Source organism: Streptomyces sp. NBC_01571, assembly GCF_026339875.1.
Lineage (GTDB): Bacteria > Actinomycetota > Actinomycetes > Streptomycetales > Streptomycetaceae > Streptomyces.
The window spans coordinates 1,307,154-1,330,838 of record NZ_JAPEPZ010000001.1 but is presented as its reverse complement, the minus strand read 5'-3'; the positions used below and the strand labels follow the sequence as shown (position 1 = coordinate 1,330,838).

At 69.3% G+C, this 23,685-nt stretch carries 19 protein-coding genes and 1 pseudogene; 12 read left to right on the top strand and 8 right to left on the bottom strand.

Annotated elements, in window-relative coordinates:
- From OHB41_RS06065 to OHB41_RS06055, 3 genes are all read right to left on the bottom strand, one after another.
- Complete coding sequence (locus OHB41_RS06065; protein ID WP_266696908.1) at positions 1-1,386, bottom strand: MFS transporter; 1,386 nt, start codon at positions 1,384-1,386, stop codon at positions 1-3.
- Between the two features lie 594 nt (positions 1,387-1,980).
- Complete coding sequence (locus OHB41_RS06060; RefSeq protein WP_266696907.1) at positions 1,981-2,589, bottom strand: TetR/AcrR family transcriptional regulator; 609 nt, start codon at positions 2,587-2,589, stop codon at positions 1,981-1,983.
- Between the two features lie 498 nt (positions 2,590-3,087).
- Positions 3,088-3,537: a nuclear transport factor 2 family protein gene (locus tag OHB41_RS06055; RefSeq protein ID WP_266696906.1), complete on the bottom strand. Its 450-nt coding sequence runs from the start codon at positions 3,535-3,537 to the stop codon at positions 3,088-3,090.
- 630 nt (positions 3,538-4,167) lie between these two features.
- On the opposite strand from OHB41_RS06055, the gene OHB41_RS06050 reads away from it, so the two are divergent.
- The 3 genes from OHB41_RS06050 to OHB41_RS06040 all read left to right on the top strand — a co-directional run bounded on the left by OHB41_RS06050 (position 4,168) and on the right by OHB41_RS06040 (position 7,455).
- Complete coding sequence (locus OHB41_RS06050; protein ID WP_168525821.1) at positions 4,168-4,626, top strand: nuclear transport factor 2 family protein; 459 nt, start codon at positions 4,168-4,170, stop codon at positions 4,624-4,626.
- A gap of 455 nt (positions 4,627-5,081) precedes the next feature.
- A complete protein-coding gene (locus OHB41_RS06045; protein WP_266696905.1) occupies positions 5,082-6,155 on the top strand; it encodes an alkene reductase in 1,074 nt (357 codons plus the stop codon).
- Positions 6,156-6,309: 154 nt separating this feature from the next.
- Complete coding sequence (locus OHB41_RS06040; protein ID WP_266696904.1) at positions 6,310-7,455, top strand: MFS transporter; 1,146 nt, start codon at positions 6,310-6,312, stop codon at positions 7,453-7,455.
- 254 nt (positions 7,456-7,709) lie between these two features.
- Here the strand turns inward: OHB41_RS06040 and OHB41_RS06035 are convergent, their stop codons facing one another.
- The 4 genes from OHB41_RS06035 to OHB41_RS06020 all read right to left on the bottom strand — a co-directional run bounded on the left by OHB41_RS06035 (position 7,710) and on the right by OHB41_RS06020 (position 11,651).
- A complete protein-coding gene (locus tag OHB41_RS06035) occupies positions 7,710-8,204 on the bottom strand; it encodes a GNAT family N-acetyltransferase (RefSeq protein WP_266696903.1) in 495 nt (164 codons plus the stop codon).
- 1,239 nt (positions 8,205-9,443) lie between these two features.
- A complete protein-coding gene (locus OHB41_RS06030) occupies positions 9,444-10,145 on the bottom strand; it encodes a CBS domain-containing protein (protein WP_266696902.1) in 702 nt (233 codons plus the stop codon).
- A 376-nt stretch (positions 10,146-10,521) separates the two neighbouring features.
- Positions 10,522-11,238, bottom strand: coding sequence for a CBS domain-containing protein (locus OHB41_RS06025; RefSeq protein ID WP_266696901.1), 717 nt, complete (start codon positions 11,236-11,238; stop codon positions 10,522-10,524).
- Positions 11,239-11,378: 140 nt separating this feature from the next.
- Positions 11,379-11,651, bottom strand: coding sequence for a DUF1876 domain-containing protein (locus OHB41_RS06020; protein WP_266696900.1), 273 nt, complete (start codon positions 11,649-11,651; stop codon positions 11,379-11,381).
- A gap of 361 nt (positions 11,652-12,012) precedes the next feature.
- Between OHB41_RS06020 and sulP the strand changes: the two genes are divergently transcribed.
- From sulP to OHB41_RS05975, 9 genes and pseudogenes are all read left to right on the top strand, one after another.
- On the top strand, positions 12,013-13,755 hold the full coding sequence (gene sulP, locus OHB41_RS06015) for a SulP family inorganic anion transporter (RefSeq protein ID WP_266696899.1): 1,743 nt from the start codon (positions 12,013-12,015) through the stop codon (positions 13,753-13,755).
- 421 nt (positions 13,756-14,176) lie between these two features.
- A complete protein-coding gene (locus OHB41_RS06010; RefSeq protein ID WP_266696898.1) occupies positions 14,177-14,806 on the top strand; it encodes a hypothetical protein in 630 nt (209 codons plus the stop codon).
- 344 nt (positions 14,807-15,150) lie between these two features.
- A complete protein-coding gene (locus tag OHB41_RS06005) occupies positions 15,151-16,065 on the top strand; it encodes a universal stress protein (RefSeq protein ID WP_266696897.1) in 915 nt (304 codons plus the stop codon).
- A gap of 52 nt (positions 16,066-16,117) precedes the next feature.
- Positions 16,118-17,140 (top strand): zinc-dependent alcohol dehydrogenase, encoded by a 1,023-nt coding sequence (locus OHB41_RS06000; RefSeq protein WP_266696896.1) that lies wholly within the window; start codon positions 16,118-16,120, stop codon positions 17,138-17,140.
- A gap of 5 nt (positions 17,141-17,145) precedes the next feature.
- Positions 17,146-18,027, top strand: coding sequence for a universal stress protein (locus OHB41_RS05995; RefSeq protein ID WP_266696895.1), 882 nt, complete (start codon positions 17,146-17,148; stop codon positions 18,025-18,027).
- A gap of 128 nt (positions 18,028-18,155) precedes the next feature.
- A pseudogene (locus OHB41_RS05990) lies at positions 18,156-18,557 on the top strand (phosphoketolase family protein); the annotation flags it as partial.
- A 93-nt stretch (positions 18,558-18,650) separates the two neighbouring features.
- Positions 18,651-19,664, top strand: a complete 1,014-nt coding sequence (gene gap / locus OHB41_RS05985; protein WP_266696894.1) for a type I glyceraldehyde-3-phosphate dehydrogenase — start codon at positions 18,651-18,653, stop codon at positions 19,662-19,664.
- The gene (locus OHB41_RS05980; protein ID WP_266696893.1) at positions 19,664-20,407 is read left to right on the top strand and encodes an HAD family hydrolase; all 744 of its coding nucleotides are present in this window, start codon (positions 19,664-19,666) and stop codon (positions 20,405-20,407) included. Before gap ends, OHB41_RS05980 begins: the two co-directional genes overlap by 1 nt.
- Before the next feature lie 2 nt (positions 20,408-20,409).
- Entirely contained in the window at positions 20,410-22,797 is a 2,388-nt protein-coding gene (locus OHB41_RS05975) for a glycoside hydrolase family 65 protein (protein WP_266696892.1), read from the top strand.
- A 15-nt stretch (positions 22,798-22,812) separates the two neighbouring features.
- On the opposite strand, the gene OHB41_RS05970 is transcribed toward OHB41_RS05975, so the two are convergent.
- Complete coding sequence (locus tag OHB41_RS05970; protein ID WP_266696891.1) at positions 22,813-23,544, bottom strand: universal stress protein; 732 nt, start codon at positions 23,542-23,544, stop codon at positions 22,813-22,815.
- Positions 23,545-23,685 lie beyond the last annotated feature (141 nt).

The window sequence follows — 23,685 nt, the reverse complement described above, 5'->3', positions numbered from 1 at the left end:
TCAGGCCGTGGATCGCGCATCCGTCGTCTGCTCGGTCACCTCTGCCTCGTCGTGGTCCGTCACGTCGGCCAGGTCGCGGTGCCGGGTCTCCTCGGCGACGCCCACCGCGATCAGGGTCAGCACGGCCGCCGCGATGACGTACAGGGAGATCGGTGTGGAGCTGCCGTAGTCGGACAGCAGCGCGGTCGCGATCAGCGGGGCGGGGGCGCCCGCGGCGACCGAGGCGAACTGGGCGCCGATCGAGGCACCGGAGTAGCGCATCCGCGTCGCGAACATCTCTGAGAAGAAGGCGGCTTGGGGCGCGTACATCGCGCCGTGCAGGACGAGTCCGACGGTGACGGCGAGGACCAGGTTGCCGAAGCCGCCCGTGTCGATGAGTGAGAAGAAGGGGAACATCCACAGGCCCACTCCGGCGGCGCCCAGCAGGTAGACGGGCCTGCGGCCGATCCGGTCCGACAGCGCGCCCCAGGCGGGGATGACGGCGAAGTGCACGGCGGAGGCGATCAGTACCGCGTTGAGCGCGGTCTGCCGGGAGACGCCGGCCGACGTGGTGGCGTACACGAGGATGAAGGCGGTGATCACGTAGTAGCTGATGTTCTCCGCCATGCGGGCGCCCATCGCGACCAGGACGTCGCGCCAGTGGTGGCGCAGCACGGACACCAGCGGCAGCCTCTCCGCGGCGGACCCCCGCGTCCGCCCGCGCACCTCGGCCCGTGCCAACGCCTCCTGGAACACAGGTGATTCGTCGACAGACAGACGTATCCACAAACCGACGACGACCAGCACGCCGGACAGCAGGAACGGGATCCGCCAGCCCCAGGCGACGAAGGAGTCGTCCGACACGGTGGCGGTCAGCAGCGAGAGCACGCCGGTCGCCAGGAGCTGCCCCGCGGGTGCTCCGGTCTGCGGCCAGGAGGCCCAGAACCCGCGCCGCTTCGCGTCCCCGTGTTCGGACACCAGCAGGACGGCACCGCCCCACTCGCCGCCCAGCGCGAAGCCCTGGACGAGGCGCAGGGCGGTCAGCAGCACGGGGGCCGCCGCGCCGACCGTCGCGTGCGTCGGCAGCAGACCGATCGCGAACGTCGCCCCGCCCATCAACAACAGGCTGAGTACGAGCAGTTTCTTACGGCCGAGCCGGTCCCCGTAGTGTCCGAAGACCAGCGCGCCGAGGGGCCGGGCCGCGAATCCGACCGCGTACGTGAGGAACGACAGCAGCGTGCCGACGAGCGGGTCGGAGCCGGGAAAGAAGAGCTTGTTGAAGACGAGCGCGGCCGCCGAGCCGTACAGGAAGAAGTCGTACCACTCGATGGTGGTGCCGATGAGGCTGGCGGCGACGATGCGCTTGAGGTTGGCGGGTGGTGGGGGAGCGGTTGCCGCGGAGGCCATGTGCGCCACTTCCTTGTGTGCCGTGGGGACGGGTACGTGTGGGCACACCGTAGGAAGACGCAGGTCAGGGGCACATGTGGTGGGGCACCATAGTTAGGGGGTTGGCTATGCGTGCGGCCACCATGCCGGTTCGCGGACGGGCGGTTCAGGGGCTCGAAGGTGATCGAAACGGGTGCCGTCCGGGATGCGCAGTTCGGGTGGTCTGCCGGTGCGGCGCTGACGTCCGTGCTGGTTTGATGCCGACCAAAAGCCCATGTCATCACCCGTCTTCACGTGTCCCGTGCCGACTTGGTGCTGACTACGCTCCGTTGAACTCGGACATCTGACGAACCGCGCGCACCCTCTCGGACCAGTAAGCCGTGACCCGCGGTTTCATGCCCGCGCTTGACATAAGAATTCGCTGAGACGAGCGCGCACCGCGCCCAGGCGCAGCGCCTTGTCCATGCCCACGGCGGCTCAGCGGCTCAGCGGCAGGGCCGGGCTCGGTCGCTCAGCCCGGTCACCACGCAAGGACTCCGAGCCGATCAACCCCTTCGTTTGGTGATGCGTGCCGCGCGGGTTGACGCGCGCAGCCCACGCCCCCGGCCGGGCGGGTCAGTCGGACATCGGGCCTGTGCCGCCCGGGAAGACCCGTAGAGCGATTTCTGCGGTCTCCTCGAGTTGCCGGCGGTCGGCACCCGCGGCGGCGTGTACGGCTTGGCCCTCGGTGAAGGCGATGACGTAGCGGGCGAGCGCGTCCGGATCCGTACCGGCGGGCAGGTCGCCGTCCGTCGCCGCCGTGCGGAACCGGTCGGCCAGTGCCTGCTCGCCCTCCAGCCGGCTCGCGGCGAGGAAAGCGCAGACCGAGGCGTTTTCGGGGCTGGTGGACAGGCCGCCCTGGATGGAGAGGCAGCCGGCCGGCCGGTCCTTGCGGGTGAGCGCCTTGGCGTTCTCCATCAACAGGGTCCGGGCGACGGCGGCGGCCGTCGGTTCGGCGAGCGCTGCGGTCTTGTAGCCCATGTCCCGTTCCGCGTAGCGCGCGACGACCAGCCGAAACAGATTTTCCTTGGACCCGAACACCGTGTACAGGCTGGGTTTGTTCATGCCCATCGCGGTGGTGAGGTCGGTGATGGAGGTGCCCTCGTACCCCTGGCGCCAGAAGACCTCGACCGCGAGGTCGAGCGCTTGCGCTTCGTCGAAGGTTCGGGGTCGGCCGACAGCCATGGGCATTTCCTGCTTCTTGTTCCGATTCAATGTGTCTCCGCGCCAACGTACGACCTTTAGAACCGAGCGGTCAATAATCCTGCTCCGGCCCCCGCTGCGGGGGTCCCGCGATGGACCGACTGCTCGGCGTCCGTCGGAGCGATGACGGGATGCACCGGGGTTCTGTCAGGTACGGCCAGCGCCCGTGCCCCCGCAGCATTCCGACTTCTCTCGCAGAGAAACGGTCGCGGGCAGATCGACGGCGGAAAGGTCCTCGTCACCGGCGCCACGTCGAGCACTGGAACGCTTACGGAGTCGCGTGAATTTCCGGCGCACACGCGAGACGGCTCGCGGGCCACCGGCCCGCCCATCCCTGTCTGCCCCGGGGGTTTCGATCGACCTCGTCGGCCGACTTTCCCTCTACTCGTGGCCGTACGGCGCGAGGGGGCCCGCATGGCGCTGCCCTTTCTGGCCGCCTGGTCGGGTTCTGGCCGCCTGATCGGGCCGGTGCTCCTGGTCCTACAGGCTTTCGCGCACCGAGTTGCCCCAGTTCACTCCGTCAGTGTGGGTGCGTGCGAAGTCCGGGTCTTCGTAGATGTGGAGGCGCTTGATGCGTTCGCCCTCGAACTCGAACACATTGCAGAACATCCCACTGGTGGGATCGTCGTCGGGGAACGTTGCCCCTGACGTCAGGGTTCCCTTGCCTGCTCCCTCGACCACCACATGGTTCCCGGACGCCATTACGTGAAGCCCGGCTTCGTCGTGCCGAATCGAGGCAATCGCACCGGCGAATCCCCGCGCGAACGCTGCGATCTGCGCCTTGCCGGTGGCGATGCCGAATTTCGGGAAGAACATCCGGGCGTCGTCCGTGAAGAGGTCGAAAATTGCCGGGTCACCTTGGTCCACCAGGCGGAAATAGCTGAGGGCTATCTCTTCGTACTTCTTCTGGCGATCGCTGTTGCTGTTCACTGTGGCTCCTGGTGGGCGTCGCTTTTTCGAGGTGCTGCTTTTTCGCGCGGCACCTTGCGCTCACGGGATCGGTCGGCGCGTGCAGCGGCCGTGTCGCGACGCCGAATCGTCGCCCCCTCTCCCGGGAGCGGTGCGACGTGCACCATATTTAACCGATCGGTTAGAAATGTAACCGGGGCGGATCCGCCCCGTCAAGAAGGTCAGGGGCGGGCTTCGGCTGCCAGGTGCGCTTCAGGGTCGTCCGTGGAGGCCGTTGACGGTTGCCGAGCCCGTTGGTACGCGGCTCCGTGACGGCCGCCCGCCTCGCCCGCCCCCGGCGGGGGATGTCGGTCGACCTGGAGGTTCTTGACAGATCCACCCCTCTCGCCTAGGTTTTTAACCGCTCGGTTAAAAATTAGCTGGGGCGCACACCCTGAACGTCGGCACGAGGCGACAGGGAGACCGTGCAGGGTCATGATCGGAGCGAGTCCCGCTGGCCTCCTCGGGGCTGATGCGACGACTCCGTGGACCTTGTCGGTCCACGATCCACGGCCGGTATGCGGAAGCACCCTTCTGCCGGGACGGCGGGGCGTACATGTGCGCCCGCGGAAGAAATCACGCGAATACGCAGAACATCCAACAGGAGGAAAAGTGAACGGCAACAGCGATCTTCAGAAGCGCCGCGAAGAGATTGTCATCAACTACTTCCGCATGGTCGATGCCGGAAATCCTGCGGTGATCGACATCTTCACGGACGACGCCCAGATGTTCTACCCGAAGTTCGGCTTCGCCGTCGGCAAGGCGCAGATCGGCGCGTTCGCCCAGGGCCTCGGCCGGGGAATCGCGTCGCTCGAGCATGAGATCGACGGTTTCACCGTGCTGTCGTCCGGAAACTACGTGATCGTCGAGGGCGCGGAGAACGGAACGACGACATCGGGTGTGGACTTCCCCGACGGCGTCTCCTCTTTCGGACTGTTCTGCAACGTTTTCGAGTTCGAGGGTGAACTCATCAAGCGGACCCACATCTACGTGGACCCGGACTTCGCCAACACGCACGCTGAAGGTGTGGCGTGGGGCAAGTCCGTGCAGGACAGCATCGCCGGCCTGTAAGGCCAGGGCGCGCGTGATGCAGGTGCGCGAGGCTGGATGCTGAAATCCCCCGCAGCCATGGGTCTGTCCGCAGGTGGCGCGGAATGTCGGACGTGAAGCCCTCCTGTCATGGAGCAGGGCGGGTCGACTGACGTGCACCGCTCTGGTTCGGCGGCGGCCAACTCGCCGTCAGTCGGGGCGGCTCGGGCCACTCCGCGGTCTCAGTCGCAACTTTTTTTGATTGCAACTCCTGTTGCCGCCTCGGTGTGGCAACAGTGCAGTCGCATCCCTCGCTGAAACAAACAAAGTTACTTCGGTTTTCGTGCCGGGCGGAGTCCGAAGCCGTCCGACCGATGGGCGTCAGGTGCTGCCTGGCGCTGCCCGGCCTCCGGCCAGGGGCCTGCGCACCATGCGGTGACGTCCGCCCTTCCCCTGCCGGATGCCTCCCCGAGCAGTACACGTAGAAGGAGATTTCGATGACCAACCTGTTCGAGCCGGTGACCGTTGGGAAATGGGTCCTGGGCAATCGCATCGCCATGGCGCCCATGACCCGGAACCGGGCCGGCGAGGGGCAGGTGCCGCAGGAGATCAGTGCCCGGTACTACGGGCAGCGGGCCGGTGCCGGCCTGATCATCGCCGAGGGGACCCAGCCCAGCCCGCGCGGCCAGGGCTACCTCGACAGCCCGGGAATCCACAGCCCCGAGCAGATCGAGGGGTGGCGCCTGATCGCGGAGGCCGTTCACGCGCGCAACGGTCACATCGTCGTGCAGCTGATGCACGCGGGCCGCATCGCGCACCCTGAGAACAAGCCCGGCCAGGAAACGGTGGCCCCGAGCGCGATCGCGGCCCCGGACGAGATCTTCACCGCGAAGGGCATGCAGCCCTACCCGGTCCCGAGGGCGCTGGAGACACACGAACTGCCCGAGCTGGTCGAGGAGTTCGTGCACGCCGCCCGATCCGCCGTCGAGGCCGGCCTGGACGGCGTGGAACTGCACGCGGCGAACGGCTACCTGCTGCACCAGTTCCTCGCTCCTTCCACGAACCTGCGCACCGACGAGTACGGAGGGTCCCCGGCAGCTCGGGCGCGGCTGGTCGTGGAGGTCGCCCGGGCTGTCGCTGACGCGATAGGGCCGGAGCGGGTGGGGATCCGTATCTCTCCCGCGCACAACATCCAGGGCGCCCTCGAGGACGACACCGCCGAGACCGCTGCCACGTACCGGGCGCTCCTCGACGGCATCGCCCCGTTGGGCCTGGCATACCTCCACGCGCTCGCCGACCCGGCCGACGCGTTGATCCAGGAGCTGCGTACGCGTTTCTCGGGACCTTTCATCGCCAGTGACGGCTTCGCACAGGTCACGACGAAGGAGTCCGCGCAGGGGATCCTCGACGCGGGCCTGGCCGATGTCGTTGCCGTGGGCCGTCCGTACATCGCCAACCCTGATCTCGTCCACCGCTGGAGCACCGGCGCGGAGCTCAACGAGGCCGACCCGGCCACCTTCTACGGCGGTGGCGCGAGCGGATACACCGACTACCCCGCCCTCGAGGACTGAGAGCCGACCTTCCCTCCACCCCACCGGGCCCCGCCCCCCTTCCCGAAAGACGAACATGAACTCCTCAACAACCTCTGAGCCGGGCACTGGACCGGCTCTCGGTGACCGCGCCCGAGCGGATGTGCCGTCCGTGGCCTCCGGTGGGACCGACTGGGTGGCTGTGTGGGCCGTCGCGGCGGGCGCATTCGCCCTGGTCATGTCCGAGTTCCTCGCGATCGGTCTGCTGCCCGACGTGGCGAAGAGCCTTCATGTGTCGGAGGGGACGGCAGGACTCATGGTGACCGCCCCGGGCCTGATGGCCGCACTCTCCGCGCCCTTGCTGACCGTGGTCGCGGCCCGGGTGGACAGAAGGGCCATCCTGCTGTCACTGAGCGTCCTGCTCGTGGCGTCCAATCTGCTGGCAGCACTCGCCCCGGCCTTCTCCGTGCTGATGGTCGCGCGAGTGCTGCTGGGCGTGGCGGTCGGAGGGTTCTGGACGATCGGCGTCAGCGTCGCCCCCCGGCTGGTTCCCGCACAGGTCGTTCCCCGGGCTGCTTCGGTGATCACGTCGGGTATTACCCTGGCGACCGTGGCCAGCCTTCCGCTGGGTTCCCTGGCCGGTGACCTACTGGGCTGGCGCGCGGGATTCCTGATCATCGCCGGCCTTGCTCTGGCCACCCTCGCCCTGCAGTTCTTCACCCTCCCGCGGATGCCGGCGCAGCACACTGTCACGTTCGGGTCGCTGCTGACTCTCTTCAAGATGCCCAGGGCCCGGGCCGGCGTGATCGCCTCGGTTCTGGTCTTCTTCGGCCACTTCGCGGGATACACCTACCTGTCGCCCGCGCTGCACGACCTCGCCCACATCGACAACACGTTGACGACGCCCGTCCTGTTGCTGTTCGGAGTCACGGGGATCGTGGGGAACTTCGCCGCGGGCATGACGGCGGCCCGCAGCATCAGGGGGACGCTCACCGCGGGAGTGATCCTGCTGGTCGCATCGCTGGCGCTGCTCCCGCTGATGGGAACGACGGCCCCGGGCGCGGTCGTGCTGGTCGGGCTGTGGGGCCTGGCCTGGGGTGCGATGCCGCTGGGACTGCAGCTGTGGATCCTGGACGCGATGGGTGAGAAGGCCGACAGCGGACTGGCCCTCTTCATCTCCGCCAGCCAACTCGCCCTCGCCGCAGGCGCTTTCCTGGGAGGCGTCACCGTCGACAGCGCCGGCGTCAGCGCCGACCTGCTGATAGCGGCGGCGGTCTCGGCTGTCGCCCTCATCGCCCTGTGGACAGCTCCACGGCTGTCAGCGGCACGCAAGAACCGCTAGGGAACGGGACGTGCGGTGGGACCGATGCAGGGTCGTTCCCACCGGACGTCTTCTTTCGGGGCCGTTGGGACCGATGCAGAGTCGGTTCCAACGGACGTCTTCTTTCAGGGCGTTCACCGTTGCCAGCGGGCGCTGCCGGGGCGGTGGAGGCTCAGGGGAGCATGATCCGCCGCTACATCATCTGGCGAACGACTCCGCAGGGTCGTGGCCCGGGTCGCATAGGTACTGGCCACCCGCTCTCCGGCCGAGACGCATCAGCCTGCCGAGGGCGCACCTTGGTTCTTGCTCAGCAGGATTCCACGCGTTCCGAAGCCGGCCGAAGAGTAGAAGCGGACGGCTCCCTTGTTCGGTGCGAAGATGCCGGCATAGATGACCAGGACACCGCGATCCGCGGCGGCTTTCTCCGCCGCCATCAGCAAGGCAGCCCCGACACCCTTGCCACGATGCCCGTCCAGGACTGCGGTGTGGATCTCGGCTGCGCGGCGGGGAGCCAGGATCTGATGGTCCGGGGGATCCGTGAGCAGGATGACCTCCACCATGCCCACCACCTCGCCCACCCTTTCGGCGACAAAGACCAGCACCTTGGACTCGGCCGCAAGCACCTCCTCGAAATGCCTGCGCACGGCCTCTATGTCGGGCACGCGGTAGATGGCCGGATCGAGTTGGACATGCCTTTCAGCATTCGCAACACGCAGGCGGACAAGTGCGGGCACGTCGTCCCGCTCTGCAGCCCTGACCAACATCGGCATGACCGGGAGCCTTCCAGCTCGCCCACCCCACCGCAAGGCACACCGGGCAACACAAGACGGGGCGGACGTTGCCTGACGCGGCACTAACTTTGTTCTTACGAGTTGTCGTTCGTGTGATGTGACCCAGGGCCAGAAGGGTCCCCAGGCCGAGAACAGCGTCCGCCGCTGAACTCACGAGAAGACGGGGGCCCGGCACACACCGGACCCCGTCACTGTGGAGCCTGTTCGGAACGTGTCCCGCTTGGCATGGCGTCCCAGGATCCCGACGAACAGACACAGCCGCCTCGTCGAGAGCCTCGACACAGGGAGCAGCCATCGTGCCGCCCCGGACTGACTGCCTGCCGAGCTGGCGCAAAACGTCTTCCAGAGACGGCAAAAGGCCGCGGGTTCGAGTTTCCCCAGGAGGGTTTGCAGCTGAACTCGCTGATGGTGCGTCCGAAACGACACCGAGGCGGGCTCGGGTTCGTCCGGGCTCGCCGAACCGAGGTTCCAGGCCGAGGACGGACACCTGAGCCAGGCCCTGCGTAGCGCGCCCCACGTAAGCACTCTCCGTAGCGACCTATGTCCCGACGCACTTGCCATATGCCACGATTAGACCCTCCGGTGCTGCGGCCAAGTGAACCGACTCCGTGAGCCACTCGCTGTCCAACCGTCAGCGAAGCTGGCTGCGCCTTCGCCGGTACCCTGCCTTCCACGCCCGCTTCGCCGCGGGACCGCCGGCCCGACTCGCCTCCGACGGCCGGCCTCCCCTTATCGACTCCTGAACCGGGCAAACGCCGTCCGGAGAAAAGCAACGGCACCCCCGGTCGGCGCTCCTGCCGTGCGCGTTCGCTGCCCGCTCTGTGAGGGCTGCGCACGGCCCCTGCCCACTGAAGCCCGTAAGCGCCGTGGACCGTCGCCGGGCTTCGCCCATAACTCCGCCCCACAGGGCCGAACACCCCTGCCCTTGGTGGTTCCGCTGGTTCTGGACGGTGACGTGCTCGTCAGCCACGACGGATCTCGTTGCTCGGGCAAGGGGTGCGGTTGGCGGAACTGAGCGGTGCGCGCGTCCAGCACGTACGAGGGCCATGACCCCGGATCTTGAACACGTCTACGCGGCTTGGGCCAGGGCACTTCCAGCTGGTTGCAAGTCGTTCTCACAGGCGCATACAGGCGAGGCCCCGGAGATCGGCGCCGCACACGAGCCCACGTGCGGAAGGGTGCACGACGCCGTGTCGGCGGGCCGCTGGGCGGCGCACTTCAGGGCGCGAGTTGAGCTCGCCGTGGTGAGCTGGCTCGCAAGGTGTCTGCGGTGTCGTCCGTTCGGTGGCTCAGCTGTTGGGTGACGTCCACCACCCCGTCCACGCCCTGGCACAACCGCATGGCGACGGGGATGAGTGATTTCCGTTCGACAGTTCCGCTCAGGACGACCCGGCCGTCCACGACATGCACGGTCACCGAGTCGGGGGCGATGCCCAGCGTACGGACCAGGACATCCCTGGAGATCTCCTCCCGGATGGCATGGTCACTGCGGAGGAACACCCGCAGCAGGTCGGCACGGCTGATCAGCCCCACCAGACGGTCGGCCTCGTCCACCACCGGGAGCCGCTTGACGCGATAGCGCTCCATCACCTGGGCGGCTTCCACGACCGTCCATTGCGGCCGTGCCGTGATGGACGGACTGTTCATCAGGCCTCCGGCGGTAGTCGCCGCCTGCTTGGCCCGTTCGGCTGGGCGCGGATGAAGGACTGGCAGCAGCCCCTCGGGGTCCAGCTGTCCCGCCTCTTTGCGTAGGAGATCCGCTTCGGAAACTATGCCGACGGGCCGGTCGTCATCGTCCACGACAGGCACCGCCGTGATGTCGTACTCGGCGAGCAGCTTCGCGATCTCCTTGAAGCCGGTGTTCTGCCGTACCCGTACGACTGAAGTCGTCATCAGATCGCTCACCATCCGGTGCTGCATGACTCCCACCTCCTTCGTCCGATGTCTTCCCCTCCACTCTGCGATGGTCCGCGCTGCGGCTCCAGGGGCCGGTCGGCCCCGGCTTCAGCCGACCGGCCTGGTGGGCGACTGGGGTGTGGGGGCCGTGCAGTGACGCTGTCGCCGACCACGCCCGGAGCTGTGGACCGCGGGGCCCGCCGGGCTCCGAAGGCGGGGCGAGGGTCAGTAGCACGCTCGCCCCCTGGGCCAGTGTTGATCCGCCTGGGCGGGACGGCCGCCGAGGCCGAGGAAGAGACGCGGTGCGCGAGGCGGGGTGGGAGGTCCATGCGAACTGTCGGTCCCGCGTGTCATGGTGCAAGACGGGCGACCGCAAGGCCGCGGCATGCGTCCGAGTCACTCACCGTGGGTCGCTTGGTGGCGAGGGGTGCGCCACCGAGCGGCCGGAGAGGTCGCATTCGACATCCACCACGCCTTCGACGGCCTGAACCAGGCGGGCGGCCACGGCTGTCAGCGAGGGATCGTCGGTTTTCCCGGTGAGTGTCACGACGCCGTCCCTCACATGCACCCGCACCGGTTCGGCCGGATCGGCGAAGACGTAGGGGACCACCTGGTGCCGGACTTCCTCGGCGATATCGTCATCCGAGCGAAGGAAGACCTTCAGAAGGTCGCCCCGGCTGACGATGCCTTTGAGCATGCCCTCACCGTCGATGACCGGTAGTCGCTTCACCCCGCGCCGGGCCATGATGCGGGCAGCCTCGGGGAGAGTGGCGTCGGCGTGGATGGTGAGAGCAGGGGTGGTCATCAGCTCGGTGGCGGTCACGGCTCCCGCCTTTGCGAGGTCGGTGAGGGCACTCAGCCGGGTGGAAGGGGTCGCCTGGTCCGGAGCGGGCGGGGACTGAGACAGGGCGGGGACGGTGTCACGGAACTCTTCCTTCGGTAGAAGATCGGCCTCCGAGACGACACCGATGACTCGGCCGTCGCCCTCCAGGACTGGCACGGCGCTGACCTTCCATTCGTCCATGGCCCCGACGATTTTCTTGAAGGTGGCGTCGCGGCTGACGGCTACGACGGTGTGGGTCATCACGTCGCTCACGGTGTAGCGGCTGGCGTGCATGGTCCCCTCCTCAGGATGTCGTGCGGAGGCGATGGCGGGTCGAGGAAGTGGACGGAGCAGGGGCGACGTGCGTGAGGGGATGGCGGCGTCGGCATGGGCGTACGGCAGGCATGCCGTATCTCTGTTCCGTTCGGACTCCCTCACCAGCCGGCCCTGGACGGATCGGCGGGTCCTGTCAGCTGCACGATGTCGGCGGAGGCGACGTCGCGCAGCCGGATGGCCAGATCATCGAGGGCGCGGCTGGCGGCGAGCTCGTCGCCGATCTCCGGTATCGGGCGGTCGCCCGGGTTGCGCCGGGCCACGCCCCTGCCGGTGATGGCCGCCGTGTCCCGGGTGGTGAGGACGGCACGGGCGTGGGTGGCGTCGCCGTCCTCGGATATGTAGATCTGAACGGACCACTGTTTGGCTTCCATCGTGATCACTCCTGCTCCGAGGTGAGGGACGGGGCGGATACGCCTCGCACGCAGAGCCGCCCCGCTGCGCCGTCCGAGAGGGCGGCAGGGGTGTGGCCCTCGCTGTCCCTCGCTCCTCTCCAGCCTGCGCCGGATCGCGCCGCCGGTCCAGGCCACAGGGGTGTCCTGCGCTGCAGTCGGTGGCCCTGGCACGAGATGACGCGTCATCCGAGCCGGGGAACTCCACGACCGAAGACCTAACGTTCGTGTTGACGAAGGGACCCTGACGCATCGGTCCTGAGCGTTCCGCGGCGAGGGCGGGCAGGCCCTCGCCGCGGAAGGTACGCGGGGCGATGCTGAAAGGGGCGATGAAGGGAGCCCCATGTCCGAGCACCCGGGTGTGTCCGCCGGGGAACGGTGCGGCGGTCTCGTGCGGCGACTTGCTCCCGGGCTCGCTGTGCTGGCCGGCTACCGCCGACCGTGGCTACGCGGCGACCTGCTGGCAGGCGTGACCGTCGCGGCGTATCTGGTTCCGCAGGTCATGGCCTACGCGGGCCTCGCGGGGCTGCCGCCGGTCGTGGGGCTGTGGGCGATCCTCCCCGCCCTGCTGGTGTACGCGCTGCTGGGATCGTCGCGGCTGTTGTCGGTCGGGCCGGAGTCGACCACCGCACTGATGACGGCCACGGTGGTGGGACCACTCGCCGCCGGCGACCCCGGCCGGTACGCGGCCTTGGCCTCCGCACTCGCGTTCGTGGTCGGAGTGATGTTGCTGGTGGCATGGGTGGCCCGACTGGGCTTCCTCGCCGATCTCCTGTCGCGGCCGATTCTGGTCGGCTACATGACGGGCGTGGCACTCATCATGATCGTCGACCAGCTGCCCAAACTGACCGGTGTCAGCACCTCAGGTTCCCGGTTCTTTCCGCAACTGATGTCCTTCGTGAGGAACCTGGGAACGGCTCGGTCTTCCACGGTGATTTTCTCTGTGGCGGCGATCGTGCTCCTTTTCGCGGTTGCGCGGTTCTGCCCCCGGGTCCCTGGGCCACTGCTGGCCTTGATTCTCGGGACGGCGGCCGTCGCGGTCTTCGGACTGGGAGATCACGGCATCGCCGTCATCGGCACGGTACCGGCCGGGCTGCCTGTCGCAGGGCTGCCGACGCCGGGTGACCTGCCACGCCTGGTACTGCCCGCTCTTGGCGTGCTCCTCGTCGGCTACACCGATGTCATCCTCACCGCGCGCGCCTTCTCGGATCGCGACGAACTTGACCCAAACCAGGAGCTGTTGGCCTTGGGGGCCGCGAACCTGGGTGCGGGCGTGCTGCACGGCCTCCCGGTGAGCAGCAGCGCCAGTCGCACCGCTCTCGCGGACGCGGCCGGGGGCCGCACCCAGGCGTACTCTCTTGTCGCCGGTGCCGCGGTCCTGGCCGTACTGCTGTTCCTCAGCCCACTCCTCGCGCACACGCCCACGACCGTCCTGGGCGCCCTGGTCGTCTATGCCGCCGTCCGCATGATGGATCTGGCGGGGTTCCGACGGCTGGCCGCCTTCCGACGCCGGGAGCTGCTGTTGGCCCTGGGATGTCTGATCGGGGTACTCGCCCTGGACATCCTGTACGGCGTGCTTGTGGCGGTCGGGCTCTCCGTCGCGGAGCTGCTCACCCGGGTGGCCCGGCCGCACGACGCCATCGAAGGACTGGTCCCGGGCCTGGCCGGGATGCACGACGTGGACGACTATCCGCAGGCCCACATGGTCCCCGGCCTGCTTGTCTATCGGTACGATTCGCCGCTGTTCTTCGCCAACGCCGAGGACTTCAAGCGGCGAGCGCTCGCGGCAGCCGACCGTCACGACGGTCCTGTCGACTGGTTCGTCCTCAACACCGAGGCCATCGTCGAGGTGGACATCACCGCACTCGACGCAGTCGACGCCCTGCGTCAGGAGTTCGAGAAGCGCCGCATCGTCTTCGCGCTCGCCCGCGTCAAACAGGACCTGCGCGATGACCTCGACGCCTACGGGCTGACCGGGGCCATCGGTGTCGAGCGGATCTTCCCGACGCTGCCCACGGCCGTATCCGCCTACCAGGAGTGGCTGGGACACGGGGGACACGGGGGCGGTCAAGGGGCGCGGCACTAGTCCTCGTCCTGAGCGGAGCGCACGACCGCGATGTGCAAGGTGCGTGCGCGGCCGAAGAGCTCCCACGGGATGCGGCGGTTCATGGCATGCCTCCGAATCCGGCGGTTGCGGGGGTGCGCTGGGAACCTTCCCTCTCGTCACACCTCGGGAGCAGCACGCCGGGCAGGGGACGAAGGGCCTCTGCCGCCGGAATTGAAAGAAGCGGTGAACCCTGTGGTCGGAGGCAGGCGCCCCTGGCGAGGCCTTCGGCGCAGTGCCGCGAACCCGTTGTGCGACGAGCCCAACGAGGCTGTCAGATAGGGCCGTTCAGCCCCACAGGCACGGCCTTTCGGCATCCGGTGGGACCGGACCGCCGCCACCAGAGTGGTCGCTGTCGGGCACGGATCCGACACTCGCCGATTCCCTTGAAGGGACCACCATCATGGCCATGCACGAGCACCCTCACCGGAGTGCGGGATTCCGTCTGTCGTCGTTCCGCAGGGACCGGGCATCGTCGACGTCCGAGTCCGTGGAATCGGCGCGCAGCGACACGGCCGTCGCACGGGCCTACGTCTTCGCTTCCCTCAGGCTGCTGACCGGGTTCGTCTTCTTGTGGGCCTTCCTCGACAAGACCTTCGGGTTCGGCTACGCCACTCCCTCCGGCAAGGGCTGGATCGACGGCGGTTCGCCGACCAAGGGCTTCCTCAGCGGCGTCGCCGCCGGACCGATGGAGTCCACCTTCCACTCCTGGGCCGGCGCCACCTGGGCGGACTGGCTGTTCATGGCCGGTCTGCTCGGCATCGGACTGGCCCTCGTCGGCGGCTTCGCGCTGCGGCTCGCGGCCGTCGCGGGCACGGCGATGATGGCGCTGATGTGGGTTGCCGAGTGGCCGCCCGCCAAGCACCTCTCCGACGGCTCGGCCAGCATGTCCAGCAACCCGTTCGCGGACTACCACCTCGTCTACGCCGTAGTCCTCGTCGCTCTGGCGCTGGTAGCGGCCGGCGACACCCTGGGCGTCGGCAAGCTCTGGGCCAAGCTGCCCATCGTCCGGAACAACGGCTGGTTGCGCTGACCGCGGGAGGGGACGGCCGTCCCCGACAAGGGGTCACCCGCCCCCACGGGACTCGGGACCTAGGGCGTGTTGCGAAAGTCCCGTCGTCCGCCCGGAGGGCGGGCCTCGCGGCGTCTGGTGCGTGCTCTCGGCGTGCCGGGCGGAAGCCCGCGTACTGGACGTACCCGGGTTTTCGCCCGGTGCGGCGAGAGGGCGTGCCAGGCGCCGCGAGGCAGGCGGGACTTTCGCAACACGACCTAGGGCCGAACGGCCTCTTCCGGGGACCTGCGGCCCCTGCACCGCAACCCACCATGACCCGACGCTGGAACCGGGATCGAGCGATCCCGGTTCAGGAGGTGAACAGCATGGCCCGCACTGTCACCGTGGGCTTCGACGGCTCGTCCGAGAGCCGTGCCGCCGCCGAATGGGCGGCCCGCGAGGCGCAGCTTCGTGAGCTGCCGCTGAAGCTGGTGCACGTCTGGGAGCCGGTTCCGGAACCCATGGCCCTGGCTCCTCTGCTCGGCCCTGAGACCCACAAGCACTGGACCGAGCGCGTACCGCGCGAGGCGGCCGCTGGTCTGCGGGAGGCCCACCCGGAGGTCGACCTGCACGTGGAACAGGTCACGGGCCGGCCCGCCGACCTGCTGATCGATGCCGCGAAGGACGCCGAGCTGCTGGTGCTCGGATCTCGTGGCCTGAGCGGGGTGGGCGGCTTCGCGGTCGGCTCCGTCGGGCTGGCTGTGGTGGCGCACGCAGAGCGCCCCGTGGTCCTCGTACGGGGCGAGGGCCGGGGCGTCGGCGAGCATCCGACCCGGCCGTCGGGCACCTCTGACACCGGATCCGACGCCCCGCCCTCGCGGCCCGTCGTGCTCGGGCTCGACACCACGGGCCCCGACGACACCCTGATCGGCTTCGCTTTCGAGGCCGCACACCTGCGCAATACCTCGCTGCGGGTCGTCCATGCCTGGAACGAGCCGCCCTACATCGCGTACGGGATGCCCCCGGACCTGGAGCTGAATGCTCAGCTCGGAGCGGAGGAAGCGGCGGCCGTGGCCGGAGTGCTCCGGCCGTGGCGACAGAAGTTCCCGACGGTGGACGTCGTCGAGGACTCGCTGTCCGGGAAGGCGGCCAACCATTTGGTCGACGCCTCGCGCGAGGCGTCCCTGGTGGTTGTCGGCCGCCGGATCCGCCGCTCTCCGTTCGGCGCGCACATCGGGCCGGTCACGCACGCAGTGCTGCACCACGCCACGGCCCCCGTCGCTGTCGTCCCTCACGACTGACCAACCGGAACGACGACCACCTGACGCTAACGACCATCCGAGGAGAGACCCCGTGAAGGCAGCAGTCGTACGAGCGTTCGGTGAGCCCTTGGTCATCGAGGAGCGTCCCGATCCCGAGCCGGGCCCCGGCCAGGTCCGCATCCGGGTGGAGGCTTCGGGGCTCTGTCACACCGACATCCACGCCGCGCACGGCGACTGGCCGGTGAAGCCGAATCCGCCGTTCGTTCCCGGTCATGAGGGCGTGGGGCTGATCGAGGCCCTGGGGACAGGTGTCACTCACCTCGCGCTCGGCCAGCGCGTCGCGGTGCCCTGGCTCGGCTCCGCCTGCGGACGCTGCGAGCACTGCCTGTCCGGCTGGGAGACGCTCTGCGAGGAGCAGGTCAACACCGGGTACGGGTGCGACGGCGCATACGCCGAGAAGATGCTTGCCCGGGCCGACTTCGCTCAGCCGGTGCCCGACGGGATCTCCCCGCTCGACGCGGCCCCGCTCACCTGCGCCGGCGTCACCACGTACAAGGCGCTCAAGGTCGCCGGAGTCGGGCCCGCTCAGGTTGTTGCCATTTCGGGAGTCGGGGGACTGGGGCATCTGGCAGTGCAGTACGCGAAGATCGCCGGGGCGACGGTGGCGGCCATCGATGTCACTGACGAGAAGCTCGAACTCGCGTCGGAACTGGGCGCCGACCTCGTCATCGACGCCCGCACCCACGATCCGGCCGAGGTGCTCAAGCGGTTCGGTGGCGCGCACGCCGCGATCGCGCTCGCGGTGGACGAAGCCGCGTTCTCCGCTGTGTACGGGGGACTGCGGCGCGGCGGGAAGCTCGTGATGGTGGCCCTCCCGGCTCATGGAACGATCCAGGTCCCGATCTTCGACACCGTCCTGAACGGCACGTCGGTGATCGGCTCGATCGTCGGTACACGGCAAGATCTCACCGAGGTCTTCGAACTGCACGCGGCGGGCCGCACCCGGGTCATCCGGGAATCCCGGCCCCTCGTCTCCGTCAACGAGTCCATCGACGAGGTACTGCGCGGTCACGTCAAGGCCCGGATCGTCTTCGACTTCAATGAAGGACGGTGAGGACGGTGGAACTGCCCCTGGTCGTGGGCGTCGACGGCTCGGAGTCCAGCCTGCGCGCCGTGGACTGGGCGACGGACGAGGCCGCGCTGCGCGGTGTACCGCTGCGCCTGGTGTACGCCTCGCTGTGGGAGCGCTACGAGGGCGCTGCGCCGGCCGAAGGCCTCGGCAGGCCCTCGGAGCAGGTGATGGCGGACAACATTACGGAGGCCGCCGCGCGGCGCGCCCAGCGCCGTGACCCCGATGTGAAGGTCAGTACCGATGTCCTGCCCGACGACGCGGTGAGCGTCCTGCTGAACGAGGCACACACCGCCTCCGCGCTGGTCATCGGGTCGCGCGGCCGCAGCGGCCTGGCCGAACTTCTGCTGGGCTCGGTCAGTCTCGCGGTAGCCGGCCGTGCGGCCTGCCCGGTGATCGTGCTGCGGGGCAACCACGACAACCAGGCGAGGGCCGGGAATCACCGGCGCGTGCTACTCGGAGTCGGGGAGGCACCGCACGACTCGGCGGCGACGCGTTTCGCCTTCGAGGAGGCCGAGATCCGCGGCGCCGCCTTGGAGGCCGTGCGGGCCTGGCGATGCCCGGCGCATGAAAGCACCGACCACCCGCTGTTCGCGGGTGAACCGGCCCGTTTGCACGAGGAACGAGCCGTGGAGGTCCTGGCGTCGGTGCTGAGCGCGGCCGCAGCGGAGCACCCGGACGTCGACCTGCGGCGCAGCACCGTCGAAGGGACCGCCCGCCGGGTTCTGCTGGACGCCTCGGCCCACGCCGACCTGCTCGTCGTCGGCGCCAGGAAGCGCGACGGACACGCCGGGCTCCAACTCGGTCGGGTTGCCCACGCGGTCCTGCACCACTCCGCTTGCCCGGTCGCCGTGGTACCGCAGCGCGGATGAGCGGATCAGGGGGTTGCTGTGCGGTGGCGGACGTACGTCCGAGGGTCGCGCGGCGGCCGCACGTAACAGCGCGACGACGGCAGGGGCCCGGATACCCGGACACCGGTTTGATCGTGCTGCCCGGCAGCCAGGACCCCGGTTTCGTCGACCACGTCCTCAGCAAGAGCCCGGAGGTCGTGCGGGTCTATCTGCCGCCGGACGCCAACACCCTGCTGTCGGTGGCCGATCACGTGCTGCGCAGCCGTGACTACGTCAATGTCGTCGTCGCGGGCAAGCAGCCCTGCTTCGACTGGCTGTCCATGGACGAGGCCCGCGCCCATTGCGCCCGCGGTGCCGGAGTCTGGGAGTGGGCGGGTACGGAGAACGGTGGCGAACCGGATGTCGTCCTGGCCTGCGCGGGTGACGTCCCCACCCTGGAGGTCCTGGCCGCGGCCCAGTTGCTGCGCCGGCTGCTGCCCGGTCTCGCCGTGCGTGTCGTGAACGTCGTCGACGCGCACCCGCCACCACGCCTGGATCCGGGAACACGGCACCGACCTGCCCGAGGTCGCCGACCGGACCTGGACCGGCTGACCGCCCACCCCGACACCGGCTGAGACATCTCACTCGCAAAGGAGCTCATCGCCATGACCGTACGCGTCGGCATCAACGGCTTCGGCCGCATCGGCCGCACGTATCTGCGCGCGGCACTCGACCGGGCGGAGGCGGGCACCCAGGACGTAGAAGTGGTCGCCGTCAACGATATCGCCCCGCCCGCGACCCTGGCCCACCTGCTGGAGTACGACTCCACGTTCGGACACATCGGACGCGAGGTCAGTCACGACGACAGCTCTGTCACCGTCGACGGCCGACGCATCGCGGTCTCCGCCGAACGCGACCCGGCGGCCCTTCACTGGTCGGACTACGGCGCCGACGTCGTCATCGAATCCACCGGCCGCTTCCGGGACCGTGACGCCGCGGCCCTGCACCTGAAGGGCGGCGCCCACACGGTGTTGCTGTCGGCGCCCGGCAAGAACGCGGACGCCACCATCGTCATGGGCGTCAACGACGGGACCTACGACCGGCACAACGACCGGATCGTGTCCGCCGCCTCCTGCACCACCAACTGCGTCGCGCCCATGGTCAAGGTGCTCCACGAGGCCTTCGGTATCGAGCGCGGCGTGATGACCACCATCCACGGCTACACCAACGACCAGTCCTTGCTGGACGGCCCGCACAAGGACCTGCGCCGGGCCCGGTCGGCGGCCCTGAGCATCATCCCGACCAGCACGGGAGCCGCCCGCGCCGTCGGGCTGGTGGTACCGGAACTGGCCGGTGCCCTGGACGGCATCGCGGTGCGCGTGCCCGTCGAGGACGGCTCGCTCACCGACCTCGCGGTGGTTCTGCGGACGGCGGCGACGGCAGAGGAGATCAACACCGCCTTCGCCGAGGCATCGGAGGGACCTCTGAACGGCATCCTCCGTGTCTCGAAGGCACCGATCGTCTCCCGGGACGTCATCGGCGACCCCGCCTCCTGCGTCTTCGACCCGGCTCTGACCCAGGCCAACGGCTCCCTGGTGAAGGTCTTCGGCTGGTACGACAACGAGTGGGGCTACACCAACCGGCTCCTCGACCTCACCGCACTGGTGGCCGACGCCTGATGAGCGCGGAGCGGAGCGGCACGGCCCGCGTACCCCGTGCGCTGCGGGGGACGCGGGCCGTGGTCCTCGACACCGATGGGGTCATCACGGACTCCGCGCGGGTGCACGCCGCGGCGTGGAAGACGGCCTTCGACGCCTTTCTGGGCCCACGCGGTGAGCGCCCCTTCGACCCACGCGATGAATATCTGTGCTACGTCGACGGGAAGTCGCGCCTCGACGGCGCCGCGGCCTTCCTCGAAGCCCGTGGCCTGCGACCTTCCGAGGACGAGGTCAGGGCCGTGGCCGCACACAAGGAACTGCTGTTCACCGAGCAGCTGCGCGCCGGGAGCGTCGACGCCTACCCGGGCACGGTCCGTCTGCTGCGCGCCCTGCGGTCCGCCGGGATCCCGCTGGCCGCCGCCTCCGCCTCCCGCCACGCGGGCGAACTCCTCGAACACGCCGGAGTACGCGGTCTGTTCGACACCCTGGTGGACGGCGGGGAGGCCGCTCGGCTGGGGCTCCCCGGGAAGCCCGACCCCGCTCTCTTCCTGGAGGCGACCCGTCGCCTCGGGGTTCCCGCCGGACACGCCGCCGTCGTCGAGGACGCCCTCGCCGGCGTCGAGGCCGGGCGACGCGGCGGATTCGGTCTCGTCGTGGGCGTCGACCGCGCCCGCACCCCAGCCATCCGAACCGCCCTCCTGAAGCATGGTGCGGACCTGGTGGTCGAGGACCTCGCGGAGCTGCTCACACGGAAAGAGGACTGAGGATGCCCGACTGGACCTGGGAGTACGAAGGCTACGAGCCCGCGCAGGAGCGGCTGCGCGAGGCGCTGTGCACCCTCGGCAACGGCTACTTCGCCACCCGGGGCGCGGCTCCCGAATGCGAGGCGGACCCCGTCCACTACCCGGGGACGTACGTGGCAGGCTGTTACAACCGCCTGATCTCGGATGTGGCCGGCCACCGGGTCGAGAACGAGGACATGGTCAATCTCCCCAACTGGCTGCCACTTCGAGTGCGCACCGCCTCAGGGAACTGGCTCACGCCCGAGACCCACAAGGTTCTCGACCACCGTCAGACCCTGGACCTGCGCGCGGGCACGCTGGAACGCACCCTGCGCTACGAGTACGTCGAGGACGGTGTGGGCCGGTACCTCGCCGTACGGCAGGTACGGCTGGTCCATATGGCCGACCCGCATCTGGCCCTGCTGCGCATGGAGTTGACGGCTCAGGGTTGGTCCGGGGAGATCGAGGTCGAGACGGCGCTCGACGGGAGAGTCGCCAACACCGGAGTGGAGAGGTACCGCTCCCTCGCCTCCCGACACCTCACGGACCTCCGGACCGGCACCGCGGCGCCGGACACGATCTGGCTGGACTGCCGGACCAACACCTCCGACATCAGGATCGGCCTGGCGGCGCGCACGACCACCGACGCACCCGTCCGGACCTTGGACGCACACGAAGACGCGCGGGCGGCCCAGCTGCTGCCGCTCTCCCTGACCGACGGCCGGACGGTCACCGTGGACAAGACGGTCGCCCTGCACACCTCCCACGACCCGGCCATCAAGGACCCCGCGCACGCCGCTCTCGACCGGGTCGGCCGCGCTCCGGACTTCGAGGCACTGTTGGACTCCCATCGCACGGCCTGGCAACAGCTCTGGCGCAACGCCGAGTTGGACGTGCCGAACAGTGCGGGCCCGGTGCTGCGGCTCCACCTCTTCCACCTGCTCCAGACGCTCTCCCCGCACACCGCGGAGCTGGACGTCGGCGTGCCGGCGCGCGGTCTGCACGGCGAGGCCTACCGCGGACACGTCTTCTGGGACGAGCTGTTCGTCCTGCCGTACCTCAACCTGCACTTCCCCGAGGTCTCCCGCGCCCTGCTCACCTACCGCCATCGCCGCCTCGAGCAGGCCAGCCGGGCCGCGGCCGACGCCGGTCACACCGGTGCGATGTACCCGTGGCAGAGCGGCAGCGACGGCCGGGAGGAGACCCAGCAACTGCACCTCAACCCGCGCTCCGGCCGCTGGCTTCCCGACCACTCACGGCTGCAGCACCACGTCGGTTCGGCGATCGCGTACAACGTGTGGCAGTACTGCGAGGCGAGCGGAGACACCGAGTTCCTGCACACCAAGGGCGTCGAGATGCTCGTGCAGATCGCCCGCTTCTGGAGCGGCCTCGCGGTGTACGACGGGACGCTCGGCAGGTACCGGATCCGTGGCGTCGTCGGCCCCGACGAGTACCACGACGCCTACCCAGGCGCGGAGCGGGCTGGACTCGACGACAACGCGTACACCAACGTCACCGCCGCCTGGGTGATCGCCCGCACCCTCGACGTTCTCTACGACCTGCCCGAACTGCCGCGCCGGGACCTGTGCGAGCGCACCGGCCTCGACGCGGCGGAACTCGACCGCTGGCATGAGGTCTCCCGGAAGCTGTACGTGCCCTTCCACGCCGGGGTGGTCAGCCAGTTCGAGGGCTACGGCGCACTGCGGGAGCTGGACTGGGACGGCTACCGGACACGGTACGGCGACATCCGGCGGCTCGACCGGATCCTGGAGGCCGAGGGTGACAGCGTCAACCGCTACCAGGCGTCCAAGCAGGCGGACGTCCTGATGCTGGGCTACCTCTTCTCGCCCGCCGAACTCGGCGGGCTGTTCCGCAGGCTGGGGCATGAGGTGGACGACACTGTCTGGCGGCGCACCGTCGACCACTACCTGCGCCGCACGAGTCACGGCTCGACGTTGAGCAGCGTGGTGCACGGGTGGGTGCTGGCCAGGGCGCGGCGCGCGGAGGCGTGGGCGTTCGTACACGAGGCCCTGGCCGGGGACATCGCCGATCTGCAGGGCGGCACCACGGGGGAGGGCATCCACCTCGGTGCCATGGCCGGCACCCTTGATCTCGTCCAGCGTTGCCTGACCGGTCTGGAGACCCGGGGCGGCGTGCTGCGGCTCGATCCGGTGCCGCTGCCGGAGTTGTCCCAGTACGGCTTCGCGATCTGCTACCGCGGTCATCGTGGGGTTCAAATACGTCTGACAGCAGGGGAGTTGAGGATGTACGTGCCCGCCTCCGACCAAGATCCGATCGACATCGCCCTGGCGGACCGCACCGTGTCCGTAGCGCCCGGGGAATCCCGCACCCTCACCCTGCCGGACCGGTGACCGTACGGCCCCGTCTCAGTATGGGATCACGGCCACCGGGCACGCGGTGTGCTCCAGCACGTCCCGCACCGCGGGACCGAGTGTCCGGCCCGCGCGGCCGACCACCACGAGCGCCGCCGACGCCGACGCCCGGGCGAGGGCCGCCGCGAGGCTCTGGAGGCGGACGTCCTCGTAGATGTCGACGTGCGGGTACTTCTCCCGCCACGGCCGCAGCGCGTCCGACAGCAGCTGCACCTCCTGGTCTTCCCACGCGCCCCGGTCCTCCTCCGGAAGCGCGTACGGCATCCACCGCTCCGCGCAGGAGGGTAGCCGCCACGCGTGCACGGCGTGCAGCCGGACACCGCGGCGTCGGGCGGCGTCGAAGGCGAAGTCCACGACGGCGCCGACCGGGTCGCGGGCGTCCACGCCCAGAACCACCTCGCCCGCCCGCCACTCGCCGCCCGTACGACCCTGGCGGCCGTCCGGCACCAGTACCACCGGCAGGTCCGAGCGGGCCGCCACCTCCCGAGCCACGGAATCCATGGCCGGCACCGGGACGCCGCCCTCGTCACGCAGCCCGAGAACGGCGCACGAGGCCCGCGAGTTCGGCCCGAGAAGCGCCGCGGCGACCCCTCCGGCCTGCTCGACCCCCTCGATGCTCACGACCCGCAACGGCAGCCCGCGCAGCCGCGCGTCCCCCGCCGCCCACTCGGCCACCGCCCTGCTGGGCGCGGATGCGTCGACCCCGACAACGATCGGCTCGGTCATGGCAGCAGTTCCCTCCATGCGTACGGGATTCCAAGGGTGTCCACCTTCCGCCGTGGACCGGCCTACGAGACAGGGGCCGACCGACCCATGTGGAGCACCCGATCAGCCCCTGGGGCGGGGCCGCGCACCGCTGGATGCTCG